Source organism: Eubacterium aggregans (assembly GCF_900107815.1).
GTDB classification, from domain to species: Bacteria; Bacillota; Clostridia; order Eubacteriales; family Eubacteriaceae; genus Eubacterium_O; species Eubacterium_O aggregans.
In genome coordinates this window covers 31095-55981 of sequence record NZ_FNRK01000006.1, presented here as the reverse complement: position 1 = coordinate 55981, position 24887 = coordinate 31095, and the positions used below count along the sequence as shown (strand labels likewise).

General features: G+C 49.2%; 23 protein-coding genes. 20 read left to right on the top strand and 3 right to left on the bottom strand.

What is annotated here, in order from left to right; genetic code table 11:
• The first annotated feature begins 10 nt into the window (after positions 1-10).
• The 6 genes from miaB to BLW33_RS04785 are packed head-to-tail and all read left to right on the top strand — an operon-like array spanning position 11 to position 9109.
• The gene (gene miaB, locus BLW33_RS04810; protein WP_090305867.1) at positions 11-1363 is read left to right on the top strand and encodes a tRNA (N6-isopentenyl adenosine(37)-C2)-methylthiotransferase MiaB; all 1353 of its coding nucleotides are present in this window, start codon (positions 11-13) and stop codon (positions 1361-1363) included.
• A gap of 6 nt (positions 1364-1369) precedes the next feature.
• On the top strand, positions 1370-4012 hold the full coding sequence (gene mutS / locus BLW33_RS04805; protein WP_090305864.1) for a DNA mismatch repair protein MutS: 2643 nt from the start codon (positions 1370-1372) through the stop codon (positions 4010-4012).
• 16 nt (positions 4013-4028) lie between these two features.
• Positions 4029-5912, top strand: a complete 1884-nt coding sequence (gene mutL, locus BLW33_RS04800; RefSeq protein WP_090305861.1) for a DNA mismatch repair endonuclease MutL — start codon at positions 4029-4031, stop codon at positions 5910-5912.
• Positions 5913-6860: a tRNA (adenosine(37)-N6)-dimethylallyltransferase MiaA gene (gene miaA, locus BLW33_RS04795; protein ID WP_090305858.1), complete on the top strand. Its 948-nt coding sequence runs from the start codon at positions 5913-5915 to the stop codon at positions 6858-6860. It abuts the gene before it with no gap.
• Positions 6860-8152 carry a methionine gamma-lyase family protein gene (locus BLW33_RS04790; RefSeq protein ID WP_090305855.1) on the top strand — a complete coding sequence of 431 codons (1293 nt, stop codon included), beginning with the start codon at positions 6860-6862 and terminating at the stop codon, positions 8150-8152. Before miaA ends, BLW33_RS04790 begins: the two co-directional genes overlap by 1 nt.
• Before the next feature lie 9 nt (positions 8153-8161).
• Positions 8162-9109, top strand: a complete 948-nt coding sequence (locus BLW33_RS04785) for a DUF896 domain-containing protein (RefSeq protein WP_090305852.1) — start codon at positions 8162-8164, stop codon at positions 9107-9109.
• Between the two features lie 26 nt (positions 9110-9135).
• Here the strand turns inward: BLW33_RS04785 and BLW33_RS04780 are convergent, their stop codons facing one another.
• Positions 9136-9948: an MBL fold metallo-hydrolase gene (locus BLW33_RS04780; protein WP_090305849.1), complete on the bottom strand. Its 813-nt coding sequence runs from the start codon at positions 9946-9948 to the stop codon at positions 9136-9138.
• 165 nt (positions 9949-10113) lie between these two features.
• Here BLW33_RS04780 and BLW33_RS04775 point away from each other — a divergent pair, with 165 nt between their 5' ends.
• From BLW33_RS04775 to BLW33_RS04735, 9 genes are all read left to right on the top strand, one after another.
• A complete protein-coding gene (locus tag BLW33_RS04775) occupies positions 10114-11559 on the top strand; it encodes an aminopeptidase (protein ID WP_090305846.1) in 1446 nt (481 codons plus the stop codon).
• A gap of 146 nt (positions 11560-11705) precedes the next feature.
• Entirely contained in the window at positions 11706-13040 is a 1335-nt protein-coding gene (gene rsxC / locus BLW33_RS04770; protein WP_090305843.1) for an electron transport complex subunit RsxC, read from the top strand.
• Between the two features lie 21 nt (positions 13041-13061).
• On the top strand, positions 13062-14042 hold the full coding sequence (locus BLW33_RS04765) for an RnfABCDGE type electron transport complex subunit D (protein WP_090306020.1): 981 nt from the start codon (positions 13062-13064) through the stop codon (positions 14040-14042).
• A complete protein-coding gene (locus tag BLW33_RS04760; RefSeq protein ID WP_090305840.1) occupies positions 14042-14665 on the top strand; it encodes an RnfABCDGE type electron transport complex subunit G in 624 nt (207 codons plus the stop codon). Before BLW33_RS04765 ends, BLW33_RS04760 begins: the two co-directional genes overlap by 1 nt.
• Positions 14665-15291: an electron transport complex subunit RsxE gene (gene rsxE, locus BLW33_RS04755; protein WP_090305837.1), complete on the top strand. Its 627-nt coding sequence runs from the start codon at positions 14665-14667 to the stop codon at positions 15289-15291. The genes BLW33_RS04760 and rsxE overlap by 1 nt, the downstream gene beginning before the upstream one ends.
• Entirely contained in the window at positions 15288-15860 is a 573-nt protein-coding gene (gene rsxA, locus BLW33_RS04750; RefSeq protein WP_090246547.1) for an electron transport complex subunit RsxA, read from the top strand. Before rsxE ends, rsxA begins: the two co-directional genes overlap by 4 nt.
• Positions 15861-15873: 13 nt before the next feature.
• On the top strand, positions 15874-16692 hold the full coding sequence (locus BLW33_RS04745) for an RnfABCDGE type electron transport complex subunit B (protein ID WP_090305835.1): 819 nt from the start codon (positions 15874-15876) through the stop codon (positions 16690-16692).
• A 118-nt stretch (positions 16693-16810) separates the two neighbouring features.
• The gene (locus tag BLW33_RS04740; protein ID WP_090305831.1) at positions 16811-17038 is read left to right on the top strand and encodes a hypothetical protein; all 228 of its coding nucleotides are present in this window, start codon (positions 16811-16813) and stop codon (positions 17036-17038) included.
• A 65-nt stretch (positions 17039-17103) separates the two neighbouring features.
• Positions 17104-17346: a hypothetical protein gene (locus tag BLW33_RS04735; protein WP_090305828.1), complete on the top strand. Its 243-nt coding sequence runs from the start codon at positions 17104-17106 to the stop codon at positions 17344-17346.
• Here BLW33_RS04735 and BLW33_RS04730 read toward each other — a convergent pair.
• Positions 17335-17931, bottom strand: a complete 597-nt coding sequence (locus tag BLW33_RS04730; protein ID WP_090305824.1) for a helix-turn-helix domain-containing protein — start codon at positions 17929-17931, stop codon at positions 17335-17337. The two genes, BLW33_RS04735 and BLW33_RS04730, sit on opposite strands and share 12 nt — an antisense overlap.
• A gap of 151 nt (positions 17932-18082) precedes the next feature.
• Here BLW33_RS04730 and BLW33_RS04725 point away from each other — a divergent pair, with 151 nt between their 5' ends.
• The 3 genes from BLW33_RS04725 (at position 18083) to BLW33_RS04715 (ending at position 21239) form a co-directional block, all read left to right on the top strand.
• Positions 18083-19252, top strand: a complete 1170-nt coding sequence (locus BLW33_RS04725) for a cysteine desulfurase family protein (RefSeq protein WP_090305821.1) — start codon at positions 18083-18085, stop codon at positions 19250-19252.
• A 9-nt stretch (positions 19253-19261) separates the two neighbouring features.
• Positions 19262-20428 (top strand): tRNA uracil 4-sulfurtransferase ThiI, encoded by a 1167-nt coding sequence (gene thiI / locus BLW33_RS04720; protein WP_090305818.1) that lies wholly within the window; start codon positions 19262-19264, stop codon positions 20426-20428.
• Between the two features lie 232 nt (positions 20429-20660).
• Positions 20661-21239 carry a TetR/AcrR family transcriptional regulator gene (locus tag BLW33_RS04715; RefSeq protein WP_176966631.1) on the top strand — a complete coding sequence of 193 codons (579 nt, stop codon included), beginning with the start codon at positions 20661-20663 and terminating at the stop codon, positions 21237-21239.
• 74 nt (positions 21240-21313) lie between these two features.
• On the opposite strand, the gene BLW33_RS04710 is transcribed toward BLW33_RS04715, so the two are convergent.
• Positions 21314-22858, bottom strand: a complete 1545-nt coding sequence (locus BLW33_RS04710; RefSeq protein ID WP_090305812.1) for a Na+/H+ antiporter NhaC family protein — start codon at positions 22856-22858, stop codon at positions 21314-21316.
• A 174-nt stretch (positions 22859-23032) separates the two neighbouring features.
• On the opposite strand from BLW33_RS04710, the gene BLW33_RS04705 reads away from it, so the two are divergent.
• Positions 23033-23641: a TetR/AcrR family transcriptional regulator gene (locus BLW33_RS04705; protein WP_090305808.1), complete on the top strand. Its 609-nt coding sequence runs from the start codon at positions 23033-23035 to the stop codon at positions 23639-23641.
• Positions 23641-24879: a cation:proton antiporter gene (locus tag BLW33_RS04700; protein ID WP_090305805.1), complete on the top strand. Its 1239-nt coding sequence runs from the start codon at positions 23641-23643 to the stop codon at positions 24877-24879. Before BLW33_RS04705 ends, BLW33_RS04700 begins: the two co-directional genes overlap by 1 nt.
• The last annotated feature ends 8 nt before the right edge of the window (positions 24880-24887 follow it).

The following is a 24887-nucleotide window of genomic DNA, read 5'->3' as shown; positions in this document are numbered from 1 at the left end:
AAGGAATTCTATGAATAAAACCTATATCATTAAAACTTACGGCTGCCAAATGAATGAGAATGACTCTGAGAAGCTTTCCGGCTTATTAAAGGGGATGGGGTATACCCCCATCCAGGACGAAACCGCCGCTGGACTGGTGATTATGAACACCTGCAGCGTCCGGGAAAACGCTGATGTCCGGGTCTTTGGCAATTTGGGCGTTTTTAAGCATATTAAGGCAACCGTTAACCCTGATCAGATTGTGGCGGTCTGTGGCTGCATGATGCAGCAGCCTGAAATCGTCCGGAAGATCAAGGAAAAATACAGCCAGGTGGACATTGTTTTTGGCACCCATAACCTCCATCAATTCCCAGAACTCCTGGCGGCACATCTTGCCGGTGGTGAGCGCATCTTCGAAATCTGGGAGGATTCCAATACCCTGGCGGAAGGGCTCCCGGTGGATCGAAAGTATCCTTTCAAAAGCTACGTCACCATTATGAATGGATGCAATAATTTTTGCACCTACTGCATCGTGCCCTATACAAGGGGGCGGGAAGTCAGTCGGCCAAAGGCCGGTATTTTAGAGGAAGTGCGGGGCTTAGTGGCTGATGGCTGCCTGGAAATCACCCTTTTGGGACAGAATGTCAATTCCTATGGCAACGACTTGAAGGATGGCACCTGCTTTTCAGAGCTGCTCTACGATCTGGATGCCATCCCAGGGTTAGAGCGCATTCGCTTTATGACCAGTCACCCAAAAGATCTTGGGGATGACGTCATCGAAGCCATTGCCCGTTGTACGCACGTCTGTCCAGCCATCCATCTGGCCATCCAATCAGGGAGCACCCGAATTCTAAAGGCTATGAATCGTCGGTATACCAAGGAAGCCATTATCGAGCTGGTGGCAAAAGTTCGGGCGCGAATCCCCGGAGTGGCCATCACTACGGATATTATCGTCGGGTTCCCCGGGGAGACCGAGGAAGATTTTATGGACACCCTGGAAGTGGTAAAAGCCTGTGCCTTCGACTCAGCCTTTTCCTTTCTGTACTCTATTCGCCAGGGAACACCTGCAGCCACCATGGCGGACCAGGTTCCAGAGGACATCAAGCATGATCGCTTAAACCGCCTGCTGGATACCCTTCATACCATCAGCGCCGATCAAAATAGTGCCTTTCAGGATACTGAGGTGACGGTCCTGGTGGAAGGCCACAGCAAAAACAATGAAAACCGCCTCACCGGCCGCACCGTTAGCGGCAAACTCGTTAACTTCGACGGCCCCGCCGATTGTATCGGTAAAATTGTCACAGTGAAAATCACTAACGCAAAAACATTTAGTTTAGACGGGGCCATCGCCTCCCGTTCCCCCATTAATTCACGAAAGGAGTAATCCACCATGGGCTTGACCCCAATGATGCAGCAATACCTAAGCACCCATGAAAAGGTGCCAGACGCCATTTTGATGTTCCGTCTGGGGGATTTCTACGAAATGTTCTTCGACGATGCCCTCACCGCTTCCCGGGAGCTGGAAATCGCTCTGACAGGCCGGGACTGCGGCCTGGAAGAACGGGCTCCCATGTGTGGGGTGCCCTATCACGCCGCCGAAAATTACATCGCCCGATTGGTGGAAAAGGGCCATAAAGTGGCTATTTGCGAGCAAATGGAGGACCCTGCCACCGCCAAGGGCATCGTCCACCGTGACATCATCCGGGTAGTTTCTCCAGGGACTATCTCCGATACTGCCCATCTGGCGGCCAAGCAAAACAACTTCCTCATGGCCCTTTGCCTGGACGGCGGGAGCCTGGGCTTATCCTATCTGGATATTTCCACAGGGGAATGCTTCGTCACCGAGCTATCGGGTCGGGACCTTATCCCCCGGGGGATGGATGAAATTGCAAAGGTCGGTCCGGCGGAAATCCTCATGAATCCAGCCTTATATAAGGCCGAGGGTGTGGTCAAAACCCTAGAGGCCCGCAGTGGCGCCATGGTCAGCCTGTATCCAGCGGCGGCCTTTAATGAAAAGAATGCTACGAAGAGGCTTCTGGATCAATTTAAAGTGTATTCATTACTATCCCTGGGCCTAGAGGATCATCACAGTGCCCTCCGGGCTACGGGGGCCTTACTGGGCTATGTGGAGGAAACCCAGAAGCAGGTCCTGGGGCATATTAACCATCTCAATTGCTATAAACCCGATGAATTTATGGTGCTGGACACCGCCACCCGGAGGAATTTAGAGCTTACTGAAACCCTGCGTTCTGGGGAAAAGCGGGGGAGCCTGCTCTGGGTATTGGACCAAACCGTTACCGCCATGGGAGGGCGTCTCTTAAGGCGTTGGTTGGAAGCGCCCCTACTTTCCCTTCCAGCCATCCAGGACCGGCAGCAGCGCATTGCGGAGTTTATCCAAAACCCCGGTGCCCTGCCAGAAATCAAGAAAATCCTTAGCAAGGTCTACGATTTAGAGCGGATTTGTGGAAAGATTGCCTTTGGCAGCGTTAGCCCGAAGGATATGCTGTCCCTGGGGCAGTCCATCGAAGCTCTGGGACAGCTGGGGGAATGCTTTGCCACCATAGATGCACCCCAGTGGAAGGGGTTATTTACCCAGGGGGATCTCCTTGAGGATATCCACACCCTCATCGATGCGGCCATCAATCCCGATGCCCCCTTGGTTATCAAGGATGGTAATGTCATTAAGACGGGGTATCATCCAGAAATTGACAGTTATCGGGAGGCAGGAGATAAGGGCAAGGATTGGATCCGGGATTTAGAGATTAAGGAACGGGAAGCCACGGGGATAAAATCCCTCAAGGTGAAGTACAATCGGATTTTTGGTTACTTTATTGAAGTCACCAAAACCAATCTGGACCAGGTACCGGAAACCTATATCCGTAAGCAGACCCTGGCCAATGCCGAGCGGTATTTTACACCGGAGCTTAAGGAGATGGAAACCCGAATCCTGGGGGCAGAGGAAAAGCTGGCCCAGTTAGAGTATCAGGTATTTACCGAGATTCGGGACAAGCTACTTTCTCAGATTGCCAGAATCCAGGGCCGGGCCAGGGATATTGCCTTCTGTGATACCCTGTACGCTCTGGCGGTGGTCGCCCTTCAAAACCACTATGTGTGCCCGATTCTTAAAGAGGAGGGCCCTATGGAGATCATCGCGGGAAGACACCCCGTGGTGGAAGCCCTCATTGGCTCCGACGCCTACATTACCAATGATTGCCTTCTAGATGGGGAGGATATGCGGGTCATGCTGATTACCGGCCCGAATATGGCTGGGAAGTCCACCTATATCCGACAGGTTGCCATCATTACCCTCATGGCCCAGATCGGGTCCTTCGTCCCGGCGGATGCCGCTACCATGGGTATTACGGATCGTATCTTTACACGGGTTGGGGCCTCGGACGATCTGGCCACAGGCCAGAGTACCTTTATGGTTGAAATGACGGAGGTCTCCAATATTTTAAAGAATGCCACGGCTAAGAGCCTGGTGATTTTGGATGAAATCGGCCGGGGAACCAGTACCTTCGATGGGATTTCCATCGCCTGGGCTGTGGTAGAGTATCTCTGGGATGCCGAGACCATTGGGGCTAAAACCCTTTTTGCCACCCATTACCATGAGCTGACAGAACTGGAATCCCTAAAGCCTGGGATTGTCAACTATAGCATTGGGGTGAAGGAGACAGCCCAGGGGGTCGTTTTCCTGCGTAAGATTAAGCCGGGGAGTGCGGACCAAAGCTATGGAATTGAGGTGGCTAAGCTGGCAGGTTTCCCCCGGAAGGTGACCCATCGGGCCCAGGCGATTCTCAAACATCTGGAGGCAGGGGAGGATACTTATATTAGTGATATGGCAGCAGCAGAGGCTCCACCCTTCGCCGATGACCAGGTGAATATCTTTAATATGGCCGTGGCCACAGAGCCCGAAGTGTCTCCGGAAGAGCTAGAGGTTCTATCGGATATCCGAGAATTGGATATTAACGAAATGACTCCCATGGAGGCCATGATGGCGCTTCACCGCTTGAATAAGCGGCTGAAGGAGTAGAGAGAGGAGGACCGATATGCGTATTAAAATGCTGAGCTCGGAAACCATTAATAAAATAGCGGCAGGTGAAGTGATTGTTCGCCCGGTATCGGTCATTAAGGAGCTGGTGGAGAATGCCATTGATGCGGGTGCCAAGCGCATTACGGTTACCGTCGAGGGGGGCGGAAAGGACCGGATGGTGGTGTCGGACGATGGCTGTGGGATTCCCTATAACGAGGTCCCCCTGGCCTTTGAGCGCCATGCCACCAGTAAGCTCCTCACCATCGATGATTTAGAGGATGTGGAGACCCTGGGGTTTCGGGGAGAGGCGCTGTCCAGCATTATGGCGGTGTCGAAGGTCTGTGTGACCACCCGCTTTTTAGAGGAAGAGGTGGGCAGTCAGACCACCTTTGAAGGCGGTGCGTTTATCAATCAACGGGTCTGTGGCCATGATCGGGGAACGGTGCTGGCCGTTTCAGATTTATTTTACAATGTTCCAGCCAGAAGAAAGCATTTGGGGAAGGCCCAGGCAGAGGCTATGGCCATCCAGGATGTCATGGAAAAGCTGGCCCTCAGCCATCCGGAAATTGCCTTTACCACTATTATCGAGGGGAAGCGTCAGTTTGCGACCACGGGTAGTGGGCGCCTCCAGGATGCCATTGAGGGAACCCTGGGCCGGGGATTCTTTGCTGGCCTGGTCCCCTTGGATGAGGAGAATACCCCCATGGGGCTGACGGGCTATATTGGGGACTTAAGCGCCACCCGAAGCACCCGGGATTTACAAATTATCTTTATCAACGGGCGATACGTTAAAAATAAAGGGCTAATGGCGGCCTTTGAGGCAGCTTACGAGGGCTATGTCATGCAGCACCGTCATCCGGTTGGGATTATTTTCATGACCCTGCCGGGACGGATGTTGGATGTGAATATCCACCCGGCTAAGACTGAAATTGCTATTTTAAACCAAAGTCTGGTTCACCTGCTGTTTAAACAGGGAATTCGGGATGCTCTTCATCGCCAAAACTTGGCCATTGATTTAAGCGCCTCCGAGGAAGGGGGGCCGATTTTAGAGACCATCTCAGGGGAAGAGGCTTCGGGTGATTTCCCATCAGAGCCCAGGGATGTTTCTCTGGGGAGGGTTGAAGCTGAGTCTACTGAGAAACAGCAACGGTTGATTCCAGAGAGGCCCTCGGTTTTTGTAAAAGAGATTGAAAAAGCCCCGGAAAGCGCCTATGAGGAATGGGTTGAGCACAACCAGGTAGCTGAGGCTATCCCAGCCTTTAGCTCACTGCCAGCAGACCCTGGAAAAGGGGAAGGGGCTCCCATTACAAGACGGGTGGACTTTTCCAATGCCCGGGTGGTGGGACAGCTCTTTTTCACCTTCATTTTGTTGGAGCAGGGGGAGGAAGCCATTCTCATCGATCAACATGCGGCCCATGAAGCCTTTATGTACGAGGAGCTGAGCAGGCGCTTTAAGCGGGCAGAGACCTTTCCGGCTCAGGCCATGTTAGTGCCTCAATCCATCGCGGTGAAGCCCCGGGTGACGGCAAATTTTGAGACTCTAGCCGAGCCCCTTAGGCACTATGGCTTTGATTGTGATGTCTTTGGAGAAGATGCCCTGATGGTCCGGTCTGTGCCCATCATCCTGGGTGAGCCCCAGGAACCGGCACTGGTTACCGCCTTTTTAGATGCCGCTCTGTACGATGCGGAAGCACAAAGGGATAATCAGATCAAGAGGATCATTACCATGTCCTGTAAGGCAGCGGTGAAAGGGAATCAGATCTTGGGCTTTAATGAAATCAAAAGCCTGCTCGCTAAGCTTGAAGGTCTGGAGAATCCTTTTACCTGTCCCCATGGGCGCCCCATCATTTTTAAGGTGCGCCGTTATGAATTGGAAAAACTCTTTAAGCGGGTGGTTTAAATGGAAAAAGAAAAAATATTAGTGGTGGTGGGTCCTACAGCCTCGGGGAAGACAGCCACAGGCGTGGCCCTGGCTAAAAAACTGGATGGTGAAATCGTTTCGGCGGACTCCATGCAGATTTATCAGCAGATGTCCATTGGAACGGCTAAGCCAACCCCTGAGGAAATGGCAGGAGTGCCCCATCATTTGATGGATTTTGTCCCTCCGGATAAACCCTACAGCGTGGCCCACTTCGTAGAGGATGCCACAGCGTGTATTCAGGATATTCACAGTCGGGGAAAGGTCCCCATTGTCCTTGGAGGAACCGGTCTGTATATCAATGGCCTCACCCTGCCCTGGGATTTTACGGCCCAGGATCGGGATGATGGAGTCCGCCAGCTCTTAGAAGACCGAGCCCAAGAGCACGGGCCAGAGGGACTCTATCGGGAGCTGATGGCGGTAGACCCGGATACCGCAGCGGGGATGCATCCCAATAATGTCAAGCGGGTAATCCGCGCCCTGGAAATCTACCGAGTCACAGGACGAACAAAATCAGAATGGGATGCTGAGGCCAGGAGTATCCCGGCCACCTATGACTATGTGATGACCGGTATCCACTGGGAGCGGGGAGAGCTGTACGACCGAATTAATGAACGGGTCGATCAGATGTTTGCCCAGGGTCTTTTAGAAGAAGTCCAAGCCCTGTTGGATGCTGGCTATGGGCCAGAACTAACCTCCTTAAAGGCTATCGGCTACAAGGAGCTCTTTCCCTATCTCCGGGGAGAACAGGATTTAGAGGAAACCATCCGTATCCTAAAGCGGGATACACGGCATTTTGCTAAACGCCAGCTTACCTGGTTCAGGAAGGATGCCCGGATTAAATGGTTTGATTTCCAGGCGATTGGTGGACCAGAGGCTCTGGCTGATCAGATGGCCATGTATTATAAAACGATTAAAGAAGGAAATTGATGGATAAAAACACCTTTTTACAAGAAGAATACCATATATCCCCCCAGGTGATGGATCTGGTGGAGCGTATCGGCGCAGACATTAAGCCCCAGCTGGATACTCTGATGGAGCGGGCAGAAATGCATCAATACCGGGTGATTCGCGCCATGCAGCGGGCCGGTTTGTCCGATCGTCACTTCCATCCGGCCACAGGCTACGGCTACGACGACGTCGGACGGGAAATCGTCGAGGCCATTTATGCCGATGTTTTTGGGGCAGAGGATGCCCTGGTGCGGCCGCATATCTCCTCGGGGACCCATGCCATTTCCCTCTGTCTTTACGGCGTGCTGCGCCCGGGGGATGAAATTTTAGCCATCACCGGCGCTCCCTACGACACCATCCGGACCGTCATCGGATATGAGGAAGGCGATAATGGCAATGGTACCCTTAAGGATTTTGGCATATCCTATAAACAGGTTGATTTAAAGGATGGCCAGGTGGATTACGATGGAATTCGTGCCGCCATAACAGATAAGACGAAAATGGTTTACCTCCAGCGCTCCACAGGCTACAGCTGGAGAAAGGCCCTTACCCTGGCAGATATCCAAGCTGCCATTGCCTTTGCCAAGGAGATTAAGCCAGATGTAGTCGCTTTTGTGGACAATTGCTATGGTGAATTTTTAGATGATGCCGAGCCAGTTTCTGTTGGCGCGGACCTGATGGCCGGTTCCCTCATTAAAAATCCTGGGGGTGGGATTGCCCCCACGGGCGGGTACGTGGTGGGAAAAAAGGAATACGTCTATATGGCGGCCTGTCGTCTGGCAGCCCCTGGGGTCGCCAAGGAAACTGGCGCTACAGGGACCATTAACCGAACCCTTTTGCAGGGGTTCTTTCTAGCTCCCACAGTGGTGGCCCAGGCCCTGCAAAGTGCCGTTCTCATGGCGGCGGTTTATGAAAAGCTGGGCTTTGCCGTCTGTCCTGGACCAGAGGATTATCGCAGTGATATTATCCAGAGTATCAAAATGGGTACGGCTGCAGGTGTAGAGGTCTTTTGCCAGGCCACTCAGGAGGCGGCTCCTGTAGATGCTTTCGTCACACCCATTCCCTGGGAGATGCCCGGGTATCAGTGCCCGGTTATTATGGCAGCCGGAGCCTTTATCCAAGGGTCCTCCATTGAACTTTCCGCCGATGCCCCCATGCGGGAACCCTATATTGTTTATTTTCAAGGTGGGCTGACCCATTTCCACGGGAAGCTTGGCCTGATACTGACCCTGCAACGTCTGAAGGACGCAGGAATCATTACCTTAGATTAGGAGGCTTTTATGGTAACTAATGAACAAATCGCCCGGATTAATGCCCTGGCGAAAAAAAAGAAAAGTGAGGGCCTGACAGAGGCGGAGCAAGTGGAACAAAAAGCTCTCCGGGCGGCCTATATTGAAAGTATCCGTTCCAATTTTAAGACCCAGCTGGACAATGTCCGCTTAGTGGATGACCAGGGGAATGAACGTCCCCTTAAAAAAGAGGTGGATATTTCGGCGATCATCCCGGGTCTGAAGGCTGAATCAGAATATACAGAGGATGAAAAGGCCCATGTGGCCAATTTATCCGACAAATTGGCCACAGAGCTGGCCCAGGAGGAAAAATCAGTGACTGAAATGGGAAATCCCCGGAAGCCCGAGGGCGAAGCCGGTAAGGAAATGATTAAGCGGATGAATGAGAGTCACAGTCCCATGACGGACTGGGCTCTAGATTTTTTAGATTTGCACCCCGGTGATACGGTACTGGATATTGGTTGTGGGGGTGGGGCAGCCCTTCAGAAGATGGCGAACCGTCAGCCCGAAGCCCATTATGTGGGCATCGACTATTCGGAGGTCTCTGTGGAAGAATCCACCCGTCTGAATCAGGATGTTGTCCAAGGCGGCCAGATGGAAATCCACCACGGCAGTGTTTCCAGCATGCCCTATAGTGACGAAACCTTTAATAAGGTTATTTCAGTGGAGAGCTACTTCTTCTGGCCGGATTTAGAATCCGATTTAAAGGAAGTTCTGCGGGTCATGGCTCCCGGGGGGCGGCTTCTCCTCATTGCAGAAATGTACATGAAAGAGGGCCTCTCTGAAAAGCAGCTGGAAAATACGGCTAAATACGAGATGAATAACCTCACCATCCCGGAATTCAAAGCCCTCTTTGAGCGGGTGGGCATGGCCACGACCACCATCCATTTACAGGATGGCGAGGACTGGATTGTTGTAGAAGGGGTGAAGGGGGCATAGAGGTATAGGGGCGGACGAACGCCCCTTCACACAAGCTTTATGACCTCCAAATCATCCGGCACGTGCAGATCTCCGGTGTAGACCTTTTTCCCCTCCTTGGTATACCGCGTTTTCCGGGTATCCAGAGTTTTATCCTCGGTATGCCAAAGTACCAGGTGGGGAATGTGGTATCTCTCGGCAAGGGCTGCGGCATCTTTAACCGTGCTGTGATGCTTCTCATAGGGGTGAAAGATTTCCCGGTCTTTATATAAGCAGAAGGCTTCACACAACAGAAAGTGAGTGCCCAGAAGATATTTTTCACATAGAGGATTAAAAGGTTCATCTCCAAGGCAGGTCAGTTTTTTCCCGGAAACCAGATCCAGGGTAAAGCCGAACTGCTTCATTTTAGTGGAATGAATATCAAAAAAAGTAACAGTAGAATCAAGGAGCTGATGCTTTTCACCGTCCTCTACCTTTACAAACTGAATACGGGAATCAAATTGGTCCGTCAGCTTAGGGGTCAGGGTCATATGGGCTATAGCCCGGATCATATCCGCCAATTCGGCGTAACAGTAAATTTTTAGGGTGCCAGTGTACTCTTCTGCGTGCATCATTGCAGAAATTTTTCGGATGATCCAGATAACCCCTAGTACGTGGTCGGTATGTCCATGGGTGACGATAAGGTGGTGAATGTGCTCTGCTGGAATTCTTGCCCGTTCCAGCTGGCGCAGGATGCCATTACCCCCTCCGCCATCCACTAAGATATATTCCTTACCCTGCCGGATGGCGAAGCAGGTATTATAGCATCGTGTCACCATGGCATTTCCCGTTCCCAATACAACAAGTCGTTCTTTTTTCATCAGTAATCTCCCTTCTGCTTTGGAAGTTAGTCTAACATAAATGGAGGATAGGAACAAGATGGCAACCCCTTAATTCACCCCAAAGGATTAGAATAGTCCTTGAGCCTTTGACCAATTAAGGGTAAAATAGAAAATAAAACCATTCAAACTAAAAGGAGAAAGCCCATGGATGATCAAAAGACAGAATATCAGGCTTTATCGGATGCTCTGTGTCAGAAAAAAGACTTAGCATGGAACCACATGGATGAAGGCGAGCAATCGGCTGCTTTCCATTTTTGTGAAGGCTATAAAGCATTTCTCGGGGTTTCTAAAACCGAAAGGCTTTGTGCTGCATTTACCGTCATGTTAGCGGAAAAGAAAGGGTTTAAGCCCCTGGATTATTATATTTCTGAAAAAGGAAAGGTCGAGCCCGGGGATCGGATTTATATTTTGAACCGACGCAAGACGGTCAGTCTCTTTATTGTGGGAAAGGCACCCCTTGAACAAGGGATGGCCATTATCGGTGCCCATATTGACGCCCCCCGATTAGATTTAAAACCGACTCCTCTATATGAAGAAAATGATATGGCTTATTTTAAAACCCATTATTATGGCGGGATTAAAAAATACCAATGGGTGACCATTCCCTTGGCCCTCCACGGCACCATTGCCAAGAAGGACGGGGAGCTAGTCAATATTTCCATTGGGGAAAAGGATGAGGATCCGGTTTTCTGTATTACCGATTTGCTGCCCCATCTGGCTCAAGAGCAATCCCAGAAAAAACTGAGTGACGCCATTGCGGGAGAGGGTTTAAATCTTTTAATCGGCAGCATTCCACTAAATGATGCTGAGATTAAGGACCCGGTCAAGCTCAATATCCTCAAATATCTGAATGAACACTACGGTATTACAGAAGAGGACTTTACCAGTGCGGAGTTAGAGGCCGTACCGGCGGGTGCCGCCCGGGATATCGGATTTGATCGCAGCTTTGTGGGGGCCTACGGCCAGGATGATCGGGTGTGCGCCTATAGTGCAGCCCAGGCCATCCTGGATTATAATGACCAGCATATCCCAGAACGAACCCTGTGTGTTCTTTTAGCGGATAAAGAAGAAATCGGAAGCTATGGCAGCACCGGTATGCAGTCGAAGTTTTTTGAAAACCAGGTCGCTGAGCTCATCCACATTAAAGGGGATGGGGATATCGCCCTTACCCTGCGGCGCTGTCTGGAGCACTCTGACTTCTTATCGGCAGATGTCACTGCGGCCTACGATCCCAATTTTACAGGAACTCACGATCTCAAAAATGCCACCTTTGCAGGGAAAGGTGTCGCTGTCAACAAATATGGCGGGGCCCGGGGAAAATCAGGCTGTAATGATGCCAATGCTGAATTCCTCGGAAAGATCAGACGCTGTTTTGATGGCGGAGATGTCGTCTGGCAGACCGGGGAGCTTGGCCGGGTTGATTTGGGCGGCGGTGGGACTATCGCCTGGATTTTAGCCCAATACGGAATGGATGTAGTAGACTGTGGGACACCAGTCCTCAGTATGCACGCTCCCTTCGAGCTAACCTCTAAGGCTGATGTGTATATGACCTATAAAGCTTACCGTGCGTTTTTAACATCTTTCGACTAGAACGGAAAGTGTTACAAAAGAATAGCCAGAAATTTATCAGTGGCGATGAATTTCTGGCTGATTTTATTTCTATGTAAAGAATTACTATATTTAATTGACAAATTGTGATAAAATATAATTCAAAATTTGAGTAAGAGGTGTTTATCTTGTCAACAGCAGAAAAGAAAAGGACCTTTAGAGGAGGAATCCATCCGTCTTACAATAAAGAGCGGACCGCGGATGTCTCTGCAAAGGTCGCAAGGGTACCGGAAATGGTGGTCATTCCAATGGCGTTACACATTGGAGCACCCTGTACTCCGGTAGTCAAAAAAGGAGAAGCCGTGACCCTCGGCCAGAAAGTCGGGGAGGCCAATGGCTTTGTTTCCGCCCCAATCCATTCCAGCGTTTCAGGGAAGGTTATCTCCGTGGAGGAACGCCCTCATCCCAATGGGGACAATGTCATGTCTGTGGTTATTGAGTCTGACGGACTGGATACCCCCTGTCCGGAGATCACGCCCTATGGAGATTTCGAGAATTACGAGCCCAAGGCAATCATTGACATCATTCATGATGCTGGGATCGTCGGTATGGGCGGCGCCACCTTTCCAACCCATGTCAAGCTGAGTATTCCTCCGGACAAGCAGGTGGATACCCTCATTTTAAATGGCGCGGAATGTGAGCCTTACCTGACGGCAGACGATCATTTAATGAACCTGAAACCACAGAAGGTGGTGGAGGGGCTGCGTATCGCCATGAGGGCGGTGGGGGTTACGACGGGTTATATCGGCGTTGAAGCCAATAAGCCAGAAGCCATAAGGAAGTTGAGGGAGGCAGTGTCAGAGGATGGCAGTATTACCGTTATTGAACTTGCCACCAAATACCCCCAAGGGGCCGAAAAACAGCTCATTACGGCGGTTACAGGAAGAGAAGTCCCCTCAGGTGGATTACCGGCTGATGCCGGTGTCGTGGTCCTCAATGTGGGAACGGCAGCCCAGATTGCAGAAACCTTTGAAACGGGAATGCCTTTGTATAAACGTCTGCTCACTTGTACCGGTGATGCCGTGAAGGATGCCCGGACCATGGAGGTTCGCATTGGGGCCATGTACCAAGACGTCATCGATCAATGCGGTGGCTTTGAAAGGAAACCTGAAAAGGTAATCTCCGGCGGTCCCATGATGGGGGTAACCCTTTTTCAGACAGATGTTCCGGTGATGAAGGGAACTTCCGGTATCCTTTGTTTAAGCCATGAAGCGGCCTCTATCAGTGAGCCCAGCAATTGTATCCGCTGCGGAAAATGTGCTTCCGTTTGTCCCATTCATTTACAGCCTTTATATCTATCCGCTTATTCTTTAAAGGAGTCCTGGGAAAAATGTGAGGTCTACCACGCTCTGGATTGTATAGAATGTGGCAGCTGTGCCTATACTTGTCCTGCTAAACGGACTCTTGTATCGGACATCCGGGTTGCCAAGCGCCAGATTATGGCTGCTCGAAAGAAAAATTAGGAGGCTACTGTGAATAATAAAATGGAACTTAAACTGACGGTATCCTCATCCCCCCATATTCGGAGCAAGGAAAGCACCCAGAGCATTATGCAGAATGTCGTCATCGCCCTGCTGCCGGCCTTGGCTATGGCGGGGTATGTTTTTGGCGTGAAAGCCCTGCTGCTGGTGGCTATTTGTGTTGCCAGCTGTGTTGTCTGCGAGGCTCTGTGTCAAAAGATTATGAAAAAGCCCATTACCATAAAGGACTGGAGTGCAGTGGTGACTGGAATCCTCTTGGCCTTCAACCTTCCGGTGAATGCCACCTGGTGGATGGCCATTATCGGTTCTGCCTTTGCCATTGTCATCGTGAAGCAGATATTTGGGGGGCTTGGACATAATTTCATGAATCCGGCCCTGGCGGCTCGGGCATTTTTGTTAGCCTCTTGGCCGACACGGATGACCGGAACGGCCTATATCCCGACGACGGATACGGTAACCATGGCCACTCCCCTGGGTATTTTGAAGGAAGCCGGGGATCTATCCATGATGCCCAGCACCCTTGACTTATTTCTTGGGACCAATGGTGTCTATGGTTGTATTGGTGAAATCTCAGCTTTGGCTCTGCTTATTGGCGGGGTTTACCTCATTGCCCGGGGCATTATCAGCTGGCGGATTCCAGTGGTTTACCTGGCAACGGTTGCGGTTTTATCTATTCCTTTTGGCCAGGACCCCCTTGTTATGCTTTGTTCTGGGGGGCTAATCCTTGGAGCCTTCTTTATGGCAACGGATTATACCACTTCTCCCAGCTCGCCCGTGGGTCAAATCATCTATGCTGTTGGCTGTGGTCTTTTAACCATGATCATCCGAATGGTTGGCGGATATCCTGAAGGGGTGTCCTATTCCATCCTTCTCATGAATATTGTGGCACCACTCTTGGATCGCTACATGAAGCCGGCTATTTACGGTGTGCAAAAGAAGGTGAAGGCAAAGAAAGATAAACAAAAAGAGGAGGTAACGGCATAATGTCAGATAAAACAAAAGTCCAGATTGACTGGAAAACTGTCGGACGGCTGGCGCTCATCCTCTTTATCATCACAGCAGTGGCGGCCCTTCTATTGGCCCTTACCAATTCTGTGACAAAGGATGCCATTGCCAAGCAGACAGAAGAAAAGAATATTGAAGCCCGGCAGATGGTGTTGCCAGAGGCGGTAGATTTTGAAGCGGTTCCAGGTGTTGAAGATATTGCTAAGGAAGCTGTTGGTGATAATGCCAATATTGTAGCTGAGGTTTATGCTGGATATAAGGATAACCAGCTGGTGGGTTACACCGTTAAGACAGTGCCCAAGGGCTATGGTGGTGAGGTGGAAACACTTACAGGTATTTCTACAGATGGTCAGGTGACCGGCATCACCATCTTAAGCAATGATGAAACCGCTGGTCTGGGTGCCCGTGCCACGGAAACAACCTTCCAGGACCAGTACAAGGGACTGGACGCTACCCAGGAAATCGCGGTGGTTAAAGGCGGCGGAGCCTCAGGGAATCAGATTAATGCCATTACAGGAGCCACCATTACTTCCAAAGCGGTAACCCTTGGTGTCAATACCTCCACCCAGATTTACAAAGCAATTGCAGGAGGACAAAAATAATGAAACATTTACAAAACCTCACCAATGGGTTAATTAAAGAAAATCCGACCTTCCGTTTGCTCCTCGGTATGTGCCCAACCTTGGCCGTGACTACGTCGGCCATCAATGGTCTGGGAATGGGGTTGGCGACCATGGTGGTGCTTATTGGATCTAATGTGGTTATCTCTGCACTGAGAAAGGTGATTCCCGATAATATCCGGATTCCGGCTTTTATTGTGATTATTGCATCCTTTGTTACCATCGTCGGGATGCTCATGGAAGCCTTCGTTCCGGCGCTGTATGCCGCTCTGGGGATTTACATCTCCCTCATCGTGGTTAACTGTATTATCCTTGGCCGGGCGGAAGCCTTTGCCTTTACCAATGGTGTGTTAGACTCCATGTTCGACGGCATTGGCATGGGGTTAGGCTTTACCATGTCTTTAACCGTTTTAGGTGCGATCCGGGAAATCCTTGGTGCAGGTTCCATTTTCGGAATCAGCCTCTTTGGTGCCAGCTTTGAACCGGTTATCCTGATGATCTTGCCGCCTGGGGCATTTTTAACCCTGGGCCTGTGTATCGCCTTAATCAATAAAATAACAGAAAGTGTTGAAAAGAAAAAAGAAAGTAAGGAGGATGCGCTCTCATGAATCTTCTAATCATCGTCGTTAGCGGCATCTTCGTTAATAACTATATCTTCTCCCGTTTTTTGGGGATTTGCCCATTCCTGGGGGTTTCAAAACAGATTGAAACCGCCATCGGCATGGGTGTGGCCGTTACCTTTGTTATGACCCTGGCCTCCGCTATTACCTATATGGTGCAGTATGCCATTTTGGTTCCCCTTAATCTGGTATACCTTCAGACTATCGCATTCATCTTGGTTATTGCGGCTCTGGTACAGCTGGTGGAAATGGTTATCCAGAAAGTGAGCCCGGTACTTTATCAGGCCCTGGGGGTTTATCTGCCCCTGATTACCACCAACTGTGCAGTGCTTGGGGTGGCTCTTTTAAATATCCAGAGTAATTACAACTTTTTAGAAACCATTGTCAATGGTTTTTCTGGGGCTGTGGGCTTTACCTTGGCCATCGTGCTTTTTGCCGGTGTCCGGGAACGTCTGGAACTATCGGATATCCCCAGGTGCTTTGAGGGATTCCCCATTGCTTTGGTGACGGCTGGCCTCATGGCCATTGCGTTTCTGGGATTCTCAGGAATGATATAGGGAGGAAAAGGATATGTTAAACGACTTATTAATCCCGGTCCTGGTCCTCGGTGGCATGGGCCTGATCTTTGGTGCAGGTCTTGCCATTGCCTCCAAGGTGTTTGAGGTCAAAAAAGATGAACGGATACCCCTGGTCCGGGCGGCTCTGCCTGGTGCCAATTGCGGTGGCTGTGGCTATCCCGGCTGTGATGCTTTGGCAGAGGCTATCGTCAAAGGCGATGCACCAGCCAATGCCTGCCCGGTGGGCGGACCATCAACAGCGGTGGAAGTTGGGGAAATTATGGGTGAAAGTGTGGGGAATACCGATCCTCAAATTGCCTGTGTTCACTGTAATGGTGATTGCGAGCATGCCCCTACCCGGGCCGATTATTACGGCATTAAAAACTGTCGGGAAGCCATGATTGCCAGTGGCGGCCCCAAAGAGTGTCGATTTGGCTGTATGGGAATGGGTTCTTGTGTGGAAGCCTGTCAATTTGGAGCACTGACCATGGGAGACAAAGGCCTGCCCATCGTCGACCCCGATGCCTGTACGGCCTGTGGAAAGTGTATTGCGGCTTGCCCGAAAAACCTGATTAACCTGATACCCTACGACCAGGTCATCCATGTGGACTGTCGGTCAACGGCCAAGGGGAAAATCGTTCGAACGGCTTGTACCTGCGGGTGTATCGGGTGTAAGGCGTGTACCAAAGTCTGTGAAACGGGTGCGATTACTGTTACCGATAATCTGGCTCATATTAATTACGATTTATGTACTCAGTGTGGTGCTTGCGTGGAAAAATGTCCAACGGGTGCCGTGGTAAAAGAAGACCGTATTGTTAAAATCAACAGTTAAAGCCATCGTGCAATTGAATATGTAATGATTTAAGGGAGTATTGGTATACTATCTGCAAAATCCTAAAAAGGAAGCAGGTTAAAAATCGATACTTCCTTAATTATTAGATGGAGGTATCATGATGGGCAAGGATAGTGTTAAAAAATTTTTTGAACAAATCAAAAAGGATCACGATGAATTAGAGCGGTACAATGAAACGCTTATCGAATCAGGTAGCTATTTATTGACAGATCCAATGATGATGGGAGAGGGCTTTCCCGTTGTTGCGACCCTGCCGGAAAATCCAGAAGAAAGTATTTTGGAAGAAATTATTGAGACTGACGAAAAATCGTTAAAGAGCAGGTAAAAGAAAAAGAGCGTTCCCTAAATCATGGAGAGAAGAAGGAAACCCTCGTTAAATTATTTTCAGGAATGATGGATGATTTTGTCACCAATGTTATCCATGATGGCAAGAGTGAAGAAACCCGATTGGGTGAAAAGCGAAAGAAGCTCTTTAAAAAACTGGCTGAATTAGCGGTCGATGATGGCTACGATTTAACAGCGGATGATTTAGAATATTACGTCGGTGAGGAAATCCGGGAAATCCTTAAAAAGGACCCGAAGGCATCACCGGGTCAAATCATTCGTACCCTCATTGATAAGCTATCCAAATAGTCGCCTGAGCTCCCGGATCACCCCAATGATCCGGGGCTTTTCTTTATGGGCCGTGGGAAAGAACATATCCTGGTGTCCCGCCACCACGGATTGGATCAAAATGCCCTGTGTCGTATGGAAAACATAGCGAACCTGGGCATCATAGCCACTGACCTGGACCATAGCGAGATCACCGTTTTCACAATGGTCGGTTAGTTCGATGATGAGCACATCGCCCTCTTCAAAAATGGGGGACAGGTTCTTGTCGACAATTTTATAACCCACATAGTCCCGCCCCTTGGCGAGAAGCCGCCCGGGAATCTCCTCGGTACCATCCCGATCGATATTGTTTCCCCAATCCACTCCAGCGGGAATACGGGTGTAAACCACCACCTCGTTGACCTCTCGAATCCGGCTGGCATCCATACCTAAAAGATAATCTGTGGAAACGCAGAAAATTTCTGCCAGGGTCTTGAGGGTGTTCACATCCGGATAATTCTTATCCGTTTCCCATTGGCTCACCGCAGTTTGGGAAACACCCAGCATTTCTGCCAGCTGGGCCTGGGAGATGTTGATTTCTTTACGGAGTTTTTTATATTTATTCATCAGAACCTCTTCAATTATCCAAAGAATATGTTATTATTTAATAGTATGCGAATCAGGGATTAATTGCAATTGCAAAATTATCTTTTAAAGAATAATATAGTTTAATCTTATATTTTTTTAAGGTTAAAGTAAAGCATCTGAAAGGAAAAATGTGAAAAAAATTTATTTAGATAACGCGGCGACGACCTGTCCGCATCCACGGGTGATCGCACGGATGTGCCAGGCCCTGGAATCCGGCTATGCCAATCCTTCGGCACTGTACAATCTGGGCATCGATATGGAAAAGCAAATTGAAGGAGCCCGGTCCCATATTGCAAAGACGCTGGGAGCCGCATCTGAGGAAATTATCTTTACTTCCGGGGGAACGGAGGGGGATAATACCATTATCAAGGGCCTGGTGGAAATCAAACGGCCGGATGTGCTCAAGACAGCCCGTATTGTCACCACAACCATCGAGCATCCCGCCGTTAAGGATGTTTTCAAGCTCTACGAGGAGCACGGGGTTGATGTTGTGTGGTTACCGGTGGATTCCCAGGGACACGTCGATTTAGCGGCATTGGAGGCGGCGGTAGATCACCGGACCATCCTGGTCAGTATCATCGGTGTGAATAATGAAATTGGGACCATCCAGGATCTTAAAAAGATTGGATCGATCATAAAAGGTGCCAATCCCGACTGTGTTTTCCATACCGATTATGTCCAGGGCTACATGAAGGAGCCATTGGATGTGGCAGCCTGTAAACTGGATGCGGTTACCCTGTGTGGCCATAAAATCTGCGGGCCCAAGGGAATTGGAGCCATCTACCTTAAAGGAGGACTGCGTATCAAACCTCTTTTACTCGGTGGTGGCCAGGAAGGGGGATTGCGCTCCGGAACGGAGAACACCCCAGCCATTTTAGGCTTTGATGAGGCCATCACTGTGATGGAGGAGGACCCCCAGGGCCTCCACGGGCGCATGGCAGCGTACAAAGCCATTATGCTGGAAGCACTAAATGGCATAGAAGGTATTCGTTTTAATGGGGACCCCCAGGGAAGCCCCTATGTGCTCAGTGCCTCCATCCCAGGGATTCGGGGGGAGGTGCTGCTCCACAGTCTGGAAGCCAGGGGCGTGTATGTGTCCACTGGCTCTGCCTGCTCCTCCCATAAAAAGGAAAAGCAATCGGTGCTTAAGGCCATCCACCTTCCCATGGATTTGGCCGAGGGCACCATTCGTATCAGCTTTTCCGTTTTGACGACGGAGACCGAGGTCCGGGAAGGGGCTGCTGTGATCGCAGAGGAAGCCGCTAAACTGCAAAAATGGATGAATTTTAAAAAGAAATAGTGAGGAATAATGGCAAAGCATGTAATTTTAGTCCGCTACGGCGAAATCAGTTTAAAAGGCCTGAATCGGAATTATTTTATTGATTTATTGGTTAAGAATATTCGGAATACCCTGCGCTACCTCGATAGCGTTGTCGTTAAAAAGGTTCAGGGGCGCATTATTATCGATGTGGATGATGGACAGTTCCAGGATGCCCTGGAATCTGTGCAGAAGGTCTTTGGGATTGTATCCATCAGCCCAGCAGTGGTGGTGGAGAGTGTGCTAGAAACCATTGAGACGGCCGTGGAGGAAGAAGCTCGGGCCCGGACCTTCAAAACCTTCCGGGTCACCGCGAAGCGTAGTGATAAGCGCTTTCCCATGAAATCTCCGGATATTGGCCGTCATATGGGAGCTGTCATTTTAAAAGCCCTAGATGGCACCGGAATTAGTGTCGATATGACAAACCCGGATATGAATCTCTGGGTGGAGGTTCGGGAGGAAACCTATATCTACAGCCAATTCATTCCCTGTGGTGGGGGACTGCCGGTGGGATGCTCTGGTAAAAGTGCCCTCTTGCTATCTGGAGGTATCGACAGCCCTGTAGCGGGCTATATGATGGCGAAGCGGGGCATTCAGCCCATTTGTGTGTACTTCCATAGCTTTCCCTTTACCAGTGATCGAGCCAAGGAAAAGGTGATTGACTTAGGTCGGATTGTGGCGAAGTACGTGGGGCGTATGGATGTCTATGTTGTCCCATTTACGGAAATCCAGACAAAAATCGTCGAAGTTTGCCCCGAGCGCCAAACCACTATCATCATCCGGCGGTATATGATGCGCATTGCCCAGGAAATCGCCCGGAAAAACGGTGCCAAATCCCTGATCACCGGTGAAAGCCTGGGTCAGGTGGCTAGTCAGACCCAGGAAGGCCTAGGGGCAACCAACGCGGTGGTGGATATGCCGGTTCTGCGCCCCTTAATTGGTATGGACAAACAGGAAATCGTTGAAATTGCCCAACGTATTGGAACCTTTGAGACCTCTATTTTACCTTACGAGGATTGCTGTACCATCTTTGTGCCCAAGCATCCAGAAACAAAGCCGAAGCGGGAGATGATCGAAAAATCCGAAATCGAAATGGAGAAAATCGCCGGCCCCATGATTGAAAAAGCCATCGCCGATGCAGAAATTGTCCGGGTATAGTCCGGAGACGAAAGCAGTCTTTTCTTACGGAGCGGAGCGCTTAGCGCACGCTCTTTTTTTAATCGTTGCGGATATTAGGAAGATGAATAAGGGGAATGGATGAGATTGGTAGAAATCTGAGAGGAATCTGAAAGCTCGACATGTGTGTTTTATGCCATTCCTTGACGCCATCTCCCAAAAAAAGTATAATTATGACATAGGTGTCAGTTTAAACAAGGTGGGAGGAATGGATTTGGCTTATTCAAAATCAGAAAAAAAGCGGGCCTTTATCTTAACCCAGGCTCGGAAAGTCTTTATGAAAAAGGGCTACTCTCGGGTGACCATGAAGGATATCGTGACGGCCTGTGGTATTAGCCGAGGGGGCCTGTATCTGTACTTTAGCTCCACCAAAGAGATTTTCCTAGAGGTGTTTCGCCAGGAGGCTGTGGAAAGCCAGGAAGCAGTTATGATAGCTTTGGATCAGCAGGAGGACCCCAGAGATATCCTTGTGGATTACATCGAAAAGCACAAGGCCTCCATATTGGGGGATACGCCGACCTTAACCTTGGCCACCTACGAATTTTTCCAGGAGAATGAAGAGGAGCAGGTCATAAGGCGATGGCAGTTTGATGATATGGCAGAAATGCTCCGAGAGCTTCTAAGCTACGGAATTGGGACCGGAGCGTTTAAAGAGATAGATCCTGCCCAATGGGGTAGGCATCTTGCCCATTTTCTTAGTGGGATGTGTCTCACCCTCCCTGTCCTTAAAATGCCAGAAGAGCGTATCGACGAAGAGTTAACCCTTCTTTTGGAGCCAGTATTAAATTCATAGAGAACAAAAAAATCCTAAAGTCGGATTTCACGACTTTAGGATTTTTTATTAATCATTACTCAAAAAGCATTCCATCAACCTTCAGGAGCGTTTAACTTCTTCTGGGAAAATCGATGGAGTATAATGAGGGCGGCAGCCAGCAACAGGATACCAGAGCCCAGAGTCAGCAGGATATTTCCGTAGGAGAACCCTGCAATGATATAACCAATGAAGCAACAGATTGCCACAGTAATGGCATAGGGAATCTGGGTGGAGACGTGTTCCATATGGTTACAGCCGGCACCGGTTGATGACAGGATGGTAGTATCTGAGATGGGGGAGCAATGATCCCCAAAAACAGAACCAGCCAGGGTGGCGGATAAGGTGACAACCATAAGCTCTGGAGCAGAGGCCTGGCAGATGAACACCACGATGGGAATAAAAATACCAAAGGTTCCCCAGGCTGTCCCAATGGAGAAGGATAAGCCTGCAGCCACTAAAAAGACAATGGCTGGAATCATTTCCATGGGTAGATTGCTGGATTCAACCAAATGGCCAACATAAACGCCAGTTCCCAGATAATCCTGGCACATGAACCCAATGGTCCAGGCCAAAGTCAGGATAATAAAGGCTGGTACCATGCTTTTTACGCCGTCCCCAATGCCATCCATGAATTCCCGGAAGGAAATCAGCTTACGGGGAATGAACAGCAGGAAGGTGACCACAATAGCCCAAAATCCACCAAGGACTAATGCAGCAGAAGCATCACAATTCCCAAAAGCTTCACTCAGGGAAAGGCCCTCAGACCAATAACCACCGTTAAAGAGCATGGCTAAGATGGAGAAGACAATTAATGCACCGATGGGGATTACCAAATCCCAAACCGTTCCCTTATTGGAAATCGCGGCTTCCTCTTCGGGATCTGAGTCAATAGCGCCTAAATCCCCGGTATGCTCTGCCCTCCATTCTGCTTTTGCCATGGGACCGAATTCCAGATTGGTCACCGATAACACAATAACCATAATGATGGACAAAATGGCATACAGGTTATAAGGAATGGTGGCAAAGAATGCCGACAATTCGTTGGAGAAGGCCCCGGTTTCGTAAAGGGTCGAACCCACGGCAGCTGCCCAACTGGAAATGGGGGCAATAATACAGACTGGAGCAGCAGTTGCATCGATGATATAGGCCAGCTTTGCACGGGATACATTGTATTTATCCGTAACGGGCTTCATGACGGTACCGACTGTCAAGCAGTTAAAATAGTCATCAATAAAGATTAAAACCCCTAAAAAGCTGGTGGCCAGCTGGGCTAGCTTCTTGTTTTTAATCTTAGTTGATGCCCAGTTACCATAAGCACGGGAGCCACCGGCTTTGGTGACAACACATACTAGGGCACCAAGGAGTGCCAGAAATAAAATAATATTAAATTTACCTGGACTCCCAACGGTTTCAGCCATAGCACCAAAGGAAATCGCACTCATTTCGACGATGCCCCCTCCGGTATTTAAAGCATAAATCAGGCCACCGGAAAGGATCCCGATGATCAAAGAAGAGATGACTTCTTTGGTGCACAGGGCCAAAACGATGGCAATAATCGGTGGAACCAAAGACAAAAGTCCAACATCGATTGTTTCCATATAATTCCTCCTCTACATGAATACTAAAATTGCCTTTTAATTCTATCATAGACTTAAGAAAAACTAAAGTAGGGATTTTCTTTTTAGGTGGAGAGTTTTCTTTTATGTCTTGACAAATGGTCTGATAAACCTCATTATAGACTATGTGGTCTATAATAGATAAGAGGTGATTTTTTGAAAAAAGAACAACGAACGGCAATGAGTAAAAAAAAGATTATAGAAGCGGCAATCCGGGAATTTGGGAAAAATGGCTATAAAGGTGCCTCTGTCAATAGCATTTGCAATACAGGGATTCCCAAAGGCCTGCTGTACCATAATTTTAAAAATCGTGATGAACTATACATTGCTTGTGTTAAAGAATGTTATGACGCCTTGCTTGTTTGCTTAAAAGGTTCAGATTCAGAATATAGTCTGCAGGCCTATATGTCTGCCCGATGGGGTTTTTTTGAAGCATTCCCCATGAAAGCAAATATCATTTTTGAGACGATGCTGCATTGCCCGCAGCATTTGTATAAGGAAATCGAAGGTGCAAAAAGTCCTTTCAATCAGTTTAACCACGATTATTTTAATGTGCTGCTGCATCGTCTGGATTTAAGGGAAGATATTTCTGCGGAAGAGGCTATGAAACATTTTTCCTTAATCCAGCTTATGTTTAACGCTTATTTTGAAAGCCTTGATATAAAAGAAGGGAACTTATCTTCTGTCGCTGGAATGCGTGAAAATTTTTTGGCGAAAACAATTGATCTTATATTATATGGTATTGCAGAAAGGAAAAACAAATAATGCATCTTTTATTCCTCATTATGCGATGGGTTCTGACGATTTTGGGTTCTTATTTATGTGGAAAAGCCGTATCTAAGCTGAAATTACCAGCAATTTTAGGCTGGCTCATCGGTGGAATGGTGTTAGGTCCCTGTGCCTTAAACCTTTTGCCCCAAGCTTTAATGGATGCGCCCTGGTACAATACAATCATCCATGTTTTAGAATGCTGTGTGGGATTAATGATTGGTACGGAGCTGGTGTGGGGGGAGATTAAGAAATACGGAAAGGCATTGATCATCACGACACTGTCCCAGTCCATAATGACATTTGGGGTGGTAACGGCTTGCTTTGTCCTTGTCTTTAGTATGCTAAATATTCCATTGTATCTAGCTTTTGTGTTTGGCGGTATTGCACTGGCGACAGCGCCTGCTCCGGCGTTATCTATTGTTCGTGAATTTAAAACCGATGGTGCTGTTACAAAAACCCTCATCCCAATGGCAGCACTGGATGATATCGTTGGCGTTATCGTGTTTTTTACAACCATCGCCATGGTGGCACGGGGCCTGTCTGGAGGAGGAATGCCGTTATACTTTGTACCAGTCATGATTTTTTTACCCTTGATTATCGGCGCAGCCATTGGTATCCCAACGGGTTTTGTGCTTAAGAAAACCACATCGAAGGGCAGTGTCATCATCACGTTAATCTTGGGCATCATTCTCACATCGGTAATTGGTATCCTGTGTAACACGTATCTTATGCCCTCACCCCTCCTTAATTTTATGCTCATGGGAATGGCTTTTTCTGCCGCTTTTTCCAATGTGATTTCCAAGGAGGAGGTTGAAGACGTAACGGAGGACTTTAATCCAATTTTGGGAATTTCGATGCTTGTCGTCATTATCAACCTGGGGGCACCCCTGGATTATCATGCCATACTTGGAGCGGGGTTCTTTACCTTTATTTACATTGCCGCAAGGGCCTTTGGTAAATACTTTGGGGCAAGGATGGGGGCAAAGGCGACCCACATGCCTATAACGGTACAAAAATATCTTGGATTTACCTTGCTGCCCCATTCCGGTGTATCCTTGGTCTTTACCGGTATTGCAGCCTCCATGCTTTCAAGTAAAGCCCCAGAGTGCGCTACCATTATTTCAGGAACCATCGCCGCTGCGGCCATTATTAATGAAATCATTGCGGTGATCATGGCGAAAAAGGGGTTTGAATGGGCTGGAGAACTGGATTCTGCGAAGAGCCTTCATTGACTTTAAGC